Origin of the sequence: Picosynechococcus sp. PCC 8807 (assembly GCF_001693295.1) — a bacterium.
In the GTDB taxonomy this organism is placed as follows: Bacteria; Cyanobacteriota; Cyanobacteriia; order Cyanobacteriales; family MRBY01; genus MRBY01.
In genome coordinates this window covers 2,573,813-2,586,379 of the sequence record NZ_CP016483.1, presented here as the reverse complement: position 1 = coordinate 2,586,379, position 12,567 = coordinate 2,573,813, and the positions used below count along the sequence as shown (strand labels likewise).

Below are 12,567 nucleotides of genomic sequence, written 5' to 3'. Positions count from 1 at the left end.
TGAATCTTGATTAGTTTACCGTGAAGCCACAGGAAAAATAGTGCCCATGGCAATTCATTACCCGCGTAGTAAGAAAAAACGGGCGATCGCCGTTCTCGAAAAACTCCACGAACTCTATCCCGATGCCACCTGTAGTTTGGACTATGAAACCCCCGTGCAACTCATGGTGGCAACCATTCTTTCAGCCCAATGTACCGACGAGCGAGTAAATAAAGTTACACCGGCGCTCTTTGCCCGATTTCCTGATGCGGCGGCCTTTGCCGGGGCAAATGTGGCAGACATTGAACAGCTAGTGCGCTCAACGGGATTTTATCGAAATAAAGCGAAAAATATTCAGGGAGCTTGCCAGCGGATTATGGCGGTTTTCAATGGGAAAGTGCCGCAAACCATGGAAGAGCTTCTGACCTTGCCCGGTGTGGCCCGGAAAACGGCCAATGTTGTTCTGGCCCATGCTTTTGGGATTTGTGCGGGGGTGACGGTGGATACCCATGTCAAGCGTTTGAGTAATCGTTTGCGCCTCACAAAATCTGAGAATCCGGTACAAATTGAACGGGATTTGATGAAATTAATTCCCCAGCCGGAGTGGGAAAACTGGTCGATCCGTCTGATTTACCATGGTCGCGCCGTCTGTAATGCCAGAAAACCTCAATGTGAGGTCTGTGCGATCGCCAATCTTTGTCCCTCAGCCCCCAAACCCCAGCCAGTTTAAGGGTCTTGTCAAAAGATAAAGCGACTGGGCACAAGCTGAATCCGGCCCGCATCCATTTCTGCCATCAAAAGTTCGAGGGCTTCATAATCCGCATCGGAAACATGGCCAAGGCGTGTCAACTCGGAGTTGATCGCGTTTTCAATTTCGGGGGTCATCTGTTTAATGAAAAGGGCTTTTTCCACTAAACGACGAATCATAAATGGCGTACTCACAATAGTAATGTTTCCCTAAATAAGGAACTGATTTCATTACAAAAGAAAGATTCTCTTATTGTCGCTGATTAAAGGTAAATAATGAATGGTCTAAATAGCGTAAAGTGGTGAAGTTTGTTTAGGTCATGGTTCCATTTTCGAGGTATTTACACAATTTCTCCCCGGTCTTAAATAATTTTTAAACTTCGGGCTTCTTTTTTTAGAAAAAATGTAAACAAACATACCGTTCTCGAAGCAATAAAGGATCTTTTGGTAACGAGATGTTTTTGTTCAGGATAAGTTATCATCACACCTGATTTTTGAGTCTCCCCCATACAATGGTTCTATCCCGAATCAAATGTTTAGCAGCCTTTTCAGGGTTTTTTCAACCGAAAAAGTTGTTTGATTTTTGTATAAAAGCTGTGACTAAGACGATGGGTAAACAGGGAAGTTCCCCTGGGGAGAGTCTACCGATGGATAAAAACCAACAGCCTGTTATTCTGCGCCCAAATTGTGCTTTGACAACCTCAAATCTTGACGTATTTTGGCGATCGCTCCATGGGGCGATCAATGACGAATTCAGTCGAGAAATTTTAGTCGATCTCCAGCAGGTAGAATTTATCGACAGTGCGGCGGCGGTGGTGCTCAGTCAGGGCACAAAATTGGCAGAATCCCATGGTAAACGCCTCGGCTGTTGTGGGATCAATTCCCAGGTGCGCATGGTATTAGAGCTGACCCAAATGGAGCAGTTTGTGCGCATTTTCAAAGATGAAGCTGCATTTTTGACGCAGACATCCCAGTTACTCGCGGCCTAGCATCTCGAAAGCTCTCCGGTATAATGGGGGACTGAATTGTTTCCCTCGACTCCCTTGGAGGTTCATCACCTGTGGCAACGGCTCCCTGTCTTCCTCAACCGGCTGATTACGAAGCGCTGATTACGACGGATATTTTCAAACCAGCGCGCTACTTGGGTAATGAACTGGGGGCAATCCATAAGCCTTGGCAAGGGGCAGTGGTGCGTTGGGTGCTGACCTATCCGGAAGTCTATGAGGTGGGTTCCTCAAATTTGGGCCATATCCTGCTCTACAACGTGATTAATGCCCAACCTCGACAGTTGTGCGATCGCACTTATCTACCCGCCGCTGATCTGAGCGAGAAGTTAAAGGAAAAAAATCTGCCGCTGTTTGCCCTCGAATCCAGGCGATCGCTGTTGGAATTCGACATTCTCGGCTTTAGCTTGAGCTATGAACTGGGGGCGACAAATATTCTCGAAATGCTTACCCTTGCCCAGATTCCCCTCACTTGGCAGGAACGAGATCAAGGAAATTATCCGTTCATTTTTGCGGGGGGACAAACAGCCACCTCCAACCCAGAACCCTACGCTGACTTTTTCGACTTTATCGTTCTCGGCGATGGCGAAGAACTTTTGCCCGAAGTGGGTTTTATCCTCGAAGAAGCCAAGGTTAACGGTCTGAGTAAGGAAGAAACTCTGCTGGATTTAGCTCAAGTACCAGGGGTCTATGTGCCTCGCTTCTATGCAATGGCGGCGGATGGTTCTGTGCATTCAACCCGTGACGAAGTGCCCAAGCGAATTTTGCGCCGTGTCGCCACGCCAATTCCCGCCTATTCCATTGGTTTAGTGCCCTATGTGGAAACAGTTCATGATCGCCTGACGGTGGAAATTCGCCGGGGTTGTACCCGGGGCTGCCGCTTCTGCCAACCGGGAATGTTAACGCGGCCTGCAACGGATGTCGAACCAGAGAAAGTCGTCGATGCCATTGAAAAAGGAATGCGGGCGACGGGTTACAACGAATTTTCTCTACTTTCCCTCAGTTGTTCTGACTATCTCTCGTTGCCAGCGGTAGGAGTCGAGATTAAAAATCGCCTCAAGGACGAAAACATTTCCCTATCTCTGCCTAGCCAGCGGGTTGATCGCTTTGATGAAAATATTGCCAATATTGTCGGTGGGACGCGTAAAGCGGGTTTAACCTTTGCCCCAGAAGCGGGCACCCAACGAATGCGGGATGTGATCAATAAGGGTTTGACGAACGAAGAACTGCTACGGGGTATCCAAACCGCGGTAAAAGAGGGCTGGGATAAGGTCAAGCTTTATTTCATGATCGGTCTCCCTGGAGAAACGGATCTCGATGTGTTGGGCATCGCGGAAACGGTGCAATGGCTGCGGCGGGAATGTGCGTCCCTGAGCAATCGCCGTTTAAACTTCAACATCACCATTTCTAATTTCACCCCGAAACCCCACACACCTTTCCAGTGGCATTCGGTTTCGACGACAGAATTTAAGCGTAAACAGGAACTGTTGCGGGAAGCTTTTCGACCGATTCGCGGCGTGAAGGTGAACTATACCGATGTGCGCATTTCAGCCATGGAGGATTTCGTTGGCCGGGGCGATCGCCGTTTGGGTAAAGTCGTCCGCCGAGCCTGGGAACTGGGGGCGGGAATGGATTCTTGGTGGGAGAATTTAGACAAAGCCTATGGCGCTTGGGAACAGGCGATCGCCGAATCCGATCTCACCTGGAAGTACCGCAAAGTCGAAAGTGGCGAGTGGAATGTTTTTGAAACCACCGACAACGACCCCCTCGACGCCCCCTTGCCCTGGGATCACCTCAACACAGGCATTGATAAGCAGTGGCTCAAGGACGATTTAAAGCGAGCCCTCGAAGCAGCAACCATTCCCGACTGTGCCTTTGATGGTTGTTCCCATTGTGGCGTCTGCAGTACTGATTTTGGCCATAATGTCGTCTATCAACCGCCCGAAATTCCCGAATTTGTCGGTCAATTTCAAAAGGATCAAGAACGCCTACAACGGTTCCGGGTTTGGTTCGGTAAGCAAGGGGATATGCGCCTGGTTAGTCACCTCGATTTAGTCCGTTTATTTGACCGAGCTGTGCGCCGCGCTTCAATTCCCGTGGCTTTTACCAACGGCTTTCATCCGAGCCCCCGCATTTCCATCGCCAATGCCCTATCATTAGGAGCCACCAGCTCAGGAGAAATTATTGATTTTGAGTTGCGCCAAGTCTTGGATTTAGAAGATTTCCGGCGACGACTCGCTGAACAGTTGCCCATCGATATGCCGATCTATCGCGTTGAGGAAGTGCCCGTCCGTTCTAAGGCTGCCACTGCGCTCCTTACGGAAGCAGAATACCTGATTGATCTTGAAACCGAAGAACCCGTTTCTGCCGTACAGTGGGAAGCCTGGCTCGAAGCTATCCGTCAGACTCCGGAAATTCTCCTCGAAAAGAAAACGAAGTCTGGCAAAATTAAGCAACTGAATCTCCGAGAAATGTTAACGGCGATCGCCCTCGAAAAAGTCATTAGCCCCACCCAAGTCCAACTCCGTTATCGAGGTAGTTGCCGCAATGATGGCACTTTATTACAAGCAGATCATATTCTTTATATGATGCATACTATGAGTCAGCAAAATATAAAATTGCTTAAGGTACACCGCTTTATTCTGTACTTATCTGAAGATATTTAATCTAGCTTAATTGATATTATCATTTCGCTTAAATATAACACCATCATCTGACTCGACTTCTCTCATTTATGTTCAAAAGACTGTCGTTATTCAAAAAGCAGTTGATAGGTGAACAAAAAGCCATTTTGAGTAACATTTCGTGGTTGTCATTTGAATATGCTGTTCGGATGATAATCGGTTTTTTTATGAGTGCTTGGATGGCAAGATATCTAGGAGCTGCTCAATTAGGTACATTGAATTATGCCGGGGCAATTATTGTTTTACTTCACCCCCTATCCAAGCTTGGATTAGATACTTTAGTTATTCGTTCTCTAGTTAATTTTCCTCAAGAAAAAAATAAAATTTTAGGCACCGTATTTTGGCTCAAACTTGTGATATCTAGCATTATTTCACTTGGGCTTATTGCTACAGGAGTTTATCTTTTTTTGGGAACAGACAATACTGAATTTAGCTTGATTTTTCTAATACTAAGTTCAAGTATTTTATTTCAAGCTTTTGAAGTCGTTAATTTTTGGTTTTCTGCTCAAGTTAAATCTAAATATATAGTTGCCATTAAAATTCTTGTATTCATAGTTGTCACTCTCAGTAAAGTTGCGCTCTTAATTCTACAAGTTCCATTGATTTATTTTGCCTGGATTATATTTGGAGAAGCTGCTCTGGAAGCAAGTGGTTTTGTCTTAGTTTATCAATTAAAAAAATGCCCGTTCAAACTTGAATGGAATACTGAGATTGCAAAATCATTACTTCATGAAAGCTGGCCCTTAATCTTATCTGGTTTGAGCATCATCTTATATATGAAGACAGACTTAGTAATGTTGGGGAGCATCGTTGGAGAAGAAGCAGTTGGCATTTATTCATCCGCAACTAAAATATCTGAAATATGGTATTTTATTCCTAATATAATTATTGCTTCAGTTTCCCCTTCAATTTACGCAGCAAAAGAAAAAACAAAAAACAATATTACGAAAAAATCAAAGACTTACTATCCTTTTTGATTCGTCTATCTTTGATGATTTCACTTCCCATTTTGTTCATTGCATCTCCTCTTATTTTGATGATTTATGGGCCAGAATATTTTGCTGCAGGGACAATCTTGAAAATTCATATCTGGGCAACATTATTTGTATTTATGGGAACAGGAATTTCTCCATGGTTTATTGCAGAGAAATTAAGCAATTATTCCTTCTGGATAACTTTTTCTGGCGCATTACTTAATATTATTCTAAATATCTTTTTGATTCCTAAATATTCTGGCGTCGGTGCAGCAATTTCTACAGTTATTTCTCAGTTATTTTCTGGATTTTTAATCAACGCTTTTTTTTCACAGACAAGAATTGTATTTCGTCTTCAATTAAATACTTTAAATCCATTAAAATTTCCAAAAAAAATCAATAAAAATACCTAAAATGCGTCTTTAATATGATACTCGTCAACTTATCTATCTTATCTAAAAAGCCGACAGGGATTAGTATTTATGCTCGCAATATACTACCATCCCTTTCTCAACTAAATTCTAAATTTCTTGTTTGTAATTTTGACAATCGATTTACAACTTTTAATTCTTATCTAATTCCAAAAGAACTTAGTCCAGATTTTGGCTTAAAGGGACATTTTAAACGGCTATATTGGACTCAGTTTGCTTTGCCAAAAATTTATCAAAAACTAGAGTCAAACTTGATTTTTTCTCCTTTACCAGAATCACCTATTTATACCACTGCTAAAACTGTTGTTATGGTTCATGATTTAATTCCATTACGCTATCCAGACAAGCGGTCTCCATTACACTATTATCAGAAATTTGTTTTACCTATTGTGTTAGATCAAAGTAAGCATATTATTTGTAACTCCCAAGCAACTGCAGATGACTTGATGAATTTTTTCAATATTTCTGCTACTAAAATTACACCCATTTATCTTGCTTATAATCCTAAAAATTTTTACATGCAATCGAATAAGTCAAAATCTAAAAAGCCTTATTTTTTATACTTGGGTCGCCATAACCCACACAAAAATCTCCCTAGAATGATTAAAGCATTTTCCCTGCTTAAGGATAAAGAAGATTATGAATTTTGGCTTATTGGGCCTAAAGATAAACGTTACACGCCACAGTTAATTGATTTGGTGAAAAATCTAGAATTAGAAAATCAAGTCTTATTTAAAGATTATGTTTCCTTTCAAGACTTGCCTATGATTCTTAATCAAGCATTTTGTTTAATGTTTGTAAGCCTTTGGGAAGGCTTTGGCCTCCCTTTATTGGAAGCAATGGCTTGCGGATTACCTGTCATCACATCTAATCAATCTTCATTAGTCGAAGTAGCAAAAGATTCTGCCATCTTAGTAGACCCAAAAAATGTTCAAGAAATACGTAGTGCGATGGAACGCATCACCAAAGATGATAATCTTTATGCTGATCTAATGCAAAAAGGACTCCAAAGAGCAAGTATGTTTTCATGGGAAAAAACAGGACAAGAAACCAGACAAATTCTCCGGAATTTAAGTTGATTTTCAGGCTTGTTTTTTGATCTACTTTTTTGAGAGGCTTTAGGAGTAATTATTTAGAAGAAAGCCAACCATTTAATCTACCTTGAAAAATAAGCCAATGGAATTTAGCCCGCCATCCCTGCATTTTAGTTGCATAATATAAAGTTCCCAAAATTGGCCTTAATAAAGCGATTGCAACAAACCAAAATGGATAACTATGCTTTTTTAATACACGGCCCGTTCCTGGAGCATACCTTTTTGCGCGTGCCAATGCTTGTTGGTCATACTGGGTAATTGGTTCAAGATGGTAGACTTTTACTTCTGGATCATAATATAGTTTCTTATTTTGTGATAGCAAGTTTAGAAGATAATCAGTCTCATCCGAGCATTGCCAAGGAGAGTCTGCACCTGGTCCAAGTGTCTCATCAAAACCTTGGGCGTTTGCAAGTGCATAGGTTCGCAAAAAAATGGATGAAGTAATTCCTCTACGCCAGACATTAAACTTATGAATTTCTCCTGGATTCTTATCCCATCTGCTTGTTGTCAAATTTTCTTTTAGATCAATAGTACAACCACTTAAAGCATCCCAATTAATATTATTTAAAAACCAAGTATTGACTGACATTAAAAGTATATCTGGATACCAGCAATCGTCATCAGGAAAACTGACAATTTCACCAGATACATACCTAAATCCAAAATTCCTCCCCGCTGATACCCCCCTTTGATCATGCTTCAGGTAAATCAAATTAATCTCATTAAAATAACTTTCTAATGTTACTTTGAGTTTTGAAGTCTCATTTTGATCGACAATAATCAATTCAAAATCCTGATGTTTTTGTTTTATTAAAGAGTGAATTAGGCGCACGATTTTATTATGCCTATCTTCACCTAATGTGCTGGTGATTAAGGAGAATTTCATTTTCTAGAGAACACTTATAAAAAAGGAGTTAAAATATAGCGGTTCCAAATAAAATACAAGAGTATTGCGACTTTATTTTCAGAACTACATGTAATGAAGATTCTTTTATAAGAATTTATTTAATCCAACAAAACTTTCAAGAGAGCATAGTTGGATTTTTAATTTTATAATTCTATTTTCACGATTAGAGAAAGCTGTTACTGACTATCTCTCTTAAAAATCAAAATTCCTCGGCACATGCCGAGGAGAGTCAAGTCCAGACGAGAAATCTAGGTTTATTTTTTACCCAACACTTGAGACTTAAGAGAATTGAATTCTGCTAGCAATTCATCACGGTTTGAAGCTTTAAGCAAATAGCGATAGACAAACCATGCTGTGTAAGAGATACCAATCAGCTCAAAGGTGGGCGCTAATAGGGGAATATCGTTAATGGCACCGATTAGTGCAAAGGTCAGCTTGACGGTAATCAAAGCTGCCACAATCAAACCAACGGTGATCAGGGGTTGTTTGTAGTCGGCGAAAAATTTCCCTAGCTCCTCAGGCAGTTCAGACAGAAAATCCGTGATGGGTTTGACTGCCTCTTGCCAAGGCTGCTCGGTTTGGGGGGAGGTCATGGGACCGGGTGCTTCGTTGTTAAACGGAGTTGTACCAGTTTCTACTTGGGTTTCAGGCTGTTGTTCCATCTTTCAAACCTATCCTTAACGATTTATATAGTACAGAGTGGTGATGGGGCAGTCTCACTAGGATGCAGCGGAGGTGCCTTTCAGATTTTGAGTAAGGGACGAATGATGCCCATATTATCAGACATATCTGTAAATCTCTGTCTACATCCTACCGAGAGAATCAAGAATAGCTGATATAAAATGGCCTTGGCGATATCTCTTCCTTAATTTATTGGAAAAGAACTTTGGAAAGGCTGTCAATTTTTTGGTTTGTGCTGCGCCCAAACGCTTAAGATGCCTATGCTATGATGATGCCAATTTTTATGAAATCGCGTAGAACGTATCATAGATCTTAGCTATCCATGTCTGCAAAATTTTAGCCTCCGGTTTATATGAGCCAGAAACCTGATCCCTCGCAAGTGCAATCCGTTTCTTCCGTTGGCACCCAATCGCAGCCAGTGTTATCGACTGAAGCAGGTTTATCGGAAGCGTCTGGGACGCAAGATTTAAGCATGGAAACGACGGCGATCGCCAATGGGGATCCAGAGCAAGCAACGGCAGAGACAGAGACAGAAATCCTTGAGGTTCCGCGTAAACGCCAATTTCTTCTCCCCAATTGGCAATGGTTAGGGTTGCTCTTAATTTTTCTGTCAGGGGGGGTCGGTTTTCTGGCGACATCGGTTCTCCTGAGCTTTAATGGCAGCAACAATTGCAGTGCCCTGTTCTTGCCTTTAGCCTCCGCCACAACCCGCTTATACTGCGCCCAGATTGAGGCGGAGAAACAAACCCTTGCCAGCTATCTAAAGGCGATTCGGATGGTGAGTGGTTTTTCGGAGAATCACCCCCTCCGGGCGGATATTGACCGCAACATTGAGGTGTGGGTTTCGCAAATTATTGCCCTTGCTGAAGTGGAATTCCAGGCGGGAAAGTTGGATGAGGCGATCGCCATGGTGCGCGATATTCCCGAAAAGGCCGGTTTTCAAGCAGAAATTGAAGCCCAAATCACGGCCTGGGAAGATATTTGGCAAGAGGGAGAAGCGATTCTAGCTAGCCTGCAACGGCAACTCGAAGCAGGGGATTTAAGCCAGGCGATGCGAACAGTCGTCCAACTCAGTTATTTAGACAATCGCTACTGGGCTACGGTGAAGTACGATGAGGCCATGGCGCAAATTCAGTTGGCTCGCAAGGAAACGGAGCAGCTAGAAGGGGCCTATGCAGCCCTGCGTCGGGGCGGTTTAGAAAATTGGCTCCAGGCGATCGCCCAGGCGAGCAACATTAGCCAAGATAGCTATGCTTACCCCCAGGCCCAACGTTTAATTAGTGACGCCCGCGAAAAAATCATTGACTACACCGACAACATTATTGATGAACGCCGCTGGGATGACTTACTGGCCCTCTGCGATCGCCTACCGGATCAACTGAACCTCGACAACGTGGTGGTCGATTGGCGGATTCTGGCCCAAGCTGGCCTTAGGGCGAACCAAGGAACCGTTAAGGATCTCGAAACAGCCCTGGTGCAAATCCAAAGTATTCAGCCCGCCAGCGCCGTTTACGACCAGGCCCAAGGTCTGATTAGTCGTTGGCAACGGGAAATTGAGGACGTGGCGATCCTAGAACAGGCTGAGGAATTGGCCCAGGGGGGAAATATCGCCGACTATGAACGGGCGATCGCCCAGCTCAACCGTGTCCCCTCAGGCAACCCCCGTTACGATGAAGCCCGCCAAAAAATTCGCCAATGGCGTCGCCAAATTGAAATCGCTGAAGACTCTCCCACCCTGGCCTATGCAAAAGATTTAGCGGCGACCAATCGTCTCCAGGAGGCGATCGCCGAAGCCCGCACGATCCAATCCGGTCGCGCCCTCTACAACGAAGCCCAAGAAAATATTCGTCAGTGGCGCAACACCATTGAACGGACTGAAGATCAGCCGATCTTTGACCGAGCTGTGGCCCTCGGCCAACAAAAACGCTTCGATGAGGCGATCGCCGTTGCCAACCAAATTGCCCCGAACCGTGTCCTTTATGACGAAATGCAGTCTAGGGTCAGGAGTTGGCGTCAAGAACAAACCGCGATCAATAATCTCAATCGCGCCTACCAAGTGGCCAATGGTAACTCCGTCTCTGCCTGGGTAGAAGCCATTAACCTTACCCAAGAAATTCCCAGCAGTGCTAGCCAACTGCGGGCCGAAGGAAAACAGGCCGCTGACCAATGGAGCTATCGGATTCTCTCCGTGGCCCAGAGCCAAGCCAATATCTCAATCCCCCAGGCGATCGCCACCGCCCGCCAGATCCCCCGCAATACCGCTGCCTACGACGCCGCCCAAACCCAAATCAACACCTGGCAACGTCTCACCACCCCCAGCCCTAGTCCCCAAACCATCGACGTTCCGACCAACCTCTAATCCCCCCTTCTTCAGTTGCCCATGACCACCGAACACCCCCTTGGCTCCGTAATTCAAGGTTCCCTAAGCCAAGGCCTCGAAGTCCGTCTCCATGGTGATGTGTCCGTCGAAGAAATGCGCGTCGGTAAATTTCTCGTCGTCAAAGGGAGCCGCTCCCAATTTTTCTGTCTCCTTACCGATGTTTCCCTAGGTACCTCTAGCCCCCGCATCCTCGCCGATCCGCCCAATCCCAACGACGATTTCCTTCAAGCCGTCCTCGCTGGAACCAGCACCTATGGCACCGTCGAACTCGCACCGATGCTGATGTTTACCCCCAGCCAAGCAGAAGAGCATGAAACAGAAAACTTTGAGACCCTTGAGCTACTGCCTGTAAAAACGATCCCTAGTCACTTCAGTCAAGTTTACGAAGCCAACGAACAAGACTTTCGGCGAGTATTTGGTTGGGAGGACGACCCCCACCACAAAAAATTTGCCATTGGCCGTCCCCTTGATATGGATGTGCCCATTTGCCTCGACCTTGACCGCTTTGTGGAACGAAGTAACGGCATTTTTGGTAAGTCTGGCACCGGCAAATCCTTCCTAACCCGGTTATTGCTGTCTGGGATTATCAAGCGACGGGCCGCCGTAAACTTGATGTTTGATATGCATTCTGAATACGGTTGGGAAGCGATTGAAGAGGGCAAAGGTGTCAGTACCGTTAAAGGTCTCCGGCAGCTTTTCCCCGGTCAAGTTGAAATCTACACCCTCGATTCAGAATCCACTCAACGGCGGGGGGTACGCGATGCCCAGGAACTTTACCTCAGCTTCGATCAAATTGAAATTGAAGATATTCGGCTCGTTGGCTTTGAACTAGGGCTATCTGAGGCGAGTCTCGATAATGCCAACGTCCTCTATTCTGAGTTTGGTCGTACCTGGATTGTCAAACTTCTGGAGATGAGCAATGAAGATATCCGCCTCTTTTGCGAAGAACGCCAAGGCCATGCTGGTTCTATTATGGCCCTACAACGGAAATTAAAACGACTCGAAAACCTTAAATATATCCGCCAAACTTGCCCCTTTAACTACATCGATCAACTGCTTCAGAGCCTAGATGCTGGCAAGCACGTAATCATCGAGTTCGGTTCTCAATCTAATATGTTGTCGTATATGTTGGCGACAAATATGATTACCCGACGCATTCACGCCGCCTATGTGAAAAAAGCAGATCTGTACCTGCAAACCAAAAACGTCCAAAATAAACCGACGCCCCTGGTGATCACAATTGAAGAAGCCCACCGATTTTTAGACTCTAAGATTGTCCACCAAACCATTTTTGGCACGATCGCCAGGGAAATGCGGAAATATTTTGTCACCCTCCTGGTCGTCGATCAGCGTCCCTCCGGTATCGACAACGAAGTCATGTCCCAAATTGGCACGCGGGTAACTTGCTTGCTCAATGACGAAAAAGATATTGATGCGATTTTTACGGGGGTCTCTGGGGGCGGCAACCTACGCTCTGTCCTGGCCAAATTAGATTCCAAACAACAGGCTCTCGTGCTTGGTCACGCTCTCCCGATGCCGGTAGTGATGCGGACGCGCTCCTATGACCAGGCGTTTTACCAGGAAATTGGCTGCCATGACTGGCAAACGATAGCGGATGAAACCTTGTTTGTCGAGGCAGATTTGGCTAAGACAGATCTCGGTTTTTAGGAAGATTGTTAAAAAAGT

At 44.8% G+C, this 12,567-nt stretch carries 11 protein-coding genes; 8 read left to right on the top strand and 3 right to left on the bottom strand.

The window, feature by feature from the left end; genetic code table 11:
• The first annotated feature begins 46 nt into the window (after nucleotides 1–46).
• On the top strand, nucleotides 47–709 hold the full coding sequence (gene nth / locus AWQ24_RS12525) for an endonuclease III (protein WP_012308051.1): 663 nt from the start codon (nucleotides 47–49) through the stop codon (nucleotides 707–709).
• 8 nt (nucleotides 710–717) lie between these two features.
• Here nth and AWQ24_RS12520 read toward each other — a convergent pair whose 3' ends face one another.
• A complete protein-coding gene (locus AWQ24_RS12520) occupies nucleotides 718–906 on the bottom strand; it encodes a hypothetical protein (RefSeq protein WP_198158658.1) in 189 nt (62 codons plus the stop codon).
• A 416-nt stretch (nucleotides 907–1,322) separates the two neighbouring features.
• On the opposite strand from AWQ24_RS12520, the gene AWQ24_RS12515 reads away from it, so the two are divergent.
• The 5 genes from AWQ24_RS12515 (at nucleotide 1,323) to AWQ24_RS12500 (ending at nucleotide 6,898) form a co-directional block, all read left to right on the top strand.
• The gene (locus AWQ24_RS12515; RefSeq protein WP_159457021.1) at nucleotides 1,323–1,715 is read left to right on the top strand and encodes an STAS domain-containing protein; all 393 of its coding nucleotides are present in this window, start codon (nucleotides 1,323–1,325) and stop codon (nucleotides 1,713–1,715) included.
• 71 nt (nucleotides 1,716–1,786) lie between these two features.
• Nucleotides 1,787–4,396, top strand: coding sequence for a TIGR03960 family B12-binding radical SAM protein (locus tag AWQ24_RS12510; protein ID WP_065717002.1), 2,610 nt, complete (start codon nucleotides 1,787–1,789; stop codon nucleotides 4,394–4,396).
• A gap of 68 nt (nucleotides 4,397–4,464) precedes the next feature.
• Nucleotides 4,465–5,391 carry a flippase gene (locus AWQ24_RS12505; protein WP_083993529.1) on the top strand — a complete coding sequence of 309 codons (927 nt, stop codon included), beginning with the start codon at nucleotides 4,465–4,467 and terminating at the stop codon, nucleotides 5,389–5,391.
• On the top strand, nucleotides 5,388–5,801 hold the full coding sequence (locus tag AWQ24_RS16070) for a polysaccharide biosynthesis C-terminal domain-containing protein (protein WP_083993528.1): 414 nt from the start codon (nucleotides 5,388–5,390) through the stop codon (nucleotides 5,799–5,801). The genes AWQ24_RS12505 and AWQ24_RS16070 overlap by 4 nt, the downstream gene beginning before the upstream one ends.
• Before the next feature lie 14 nt (nucleotides 5,802–5,815).
• Nucleotides 5,816–6,898 (top strand): glycosyltransferase family 1 protein, encoded by a 1,083-nt coding sequence (locus AWQ24_RS12500; RefSeq protein ID WP_065717001.1) that lies wholly within the window; start codon nucleotides 5,816–5,818, stop codon nucleotides 6,896–6,898.
• Nucleotides 6,899–6,947: 49 nt separating this feature from the next.
• Here AWQ24_RS12500 and AWQ24_RS12495 read toward each other — a convergent pair whose 3' ends face one another.
• Complete coding sequence (locus AWQ24_RS12495; protein ID WP_012308045.1) at nucleotides 6,948–7,799, bottom strand: glycosyltransferase family 2 protein; 852 nt, start codon at nucleotides 7,797–7,799, stop codon at nucleotides 6,948–6,950.
• Between the two features lie 275 nt (nucleotides 7,800–8,074).
• Nucleotides 8,075–8,482, bottom strand: coding sequence for a CAAD domain-containing protein (locus tag AWQ24_RS12490; RefSeq protein ID WP_012308044.1), 408 nt, complete (start codon nucleotides 8,480–8,482; stop codon nucleotides 8,075–8,077).
• A 371-nt stretch (nucleotides 8,483–8,853) separates the two neighbouring features.
• Between AWQ24_RS12490 and AWQ24_RS12485 the strand changes: the two genes are divergently transcribed.
• Entirely contained in the window at nucleotides 8,854–10,860 is a 2,007-nt protein-coding gene (locus tag AWQ24_RS12485; protein WP_223209907.1) for a hypothetical protein, read from the top strand.
• 21 nt (nucleotides 10,861–10,881) lie between these two features.
• Nucleotides 10,882–12,549, top strand: a complete 1,668-nt coding sequence (locus AWQ24_RS12480) for an ATP-binding protein (protein ID WP_065717000.1) — start codon at nucleotides 10,882–10,884, stop codon at nucleotides 12,547–12,549.
• Nucleotides 12,550–12,567: the final 18 nt, after the last annotated feature.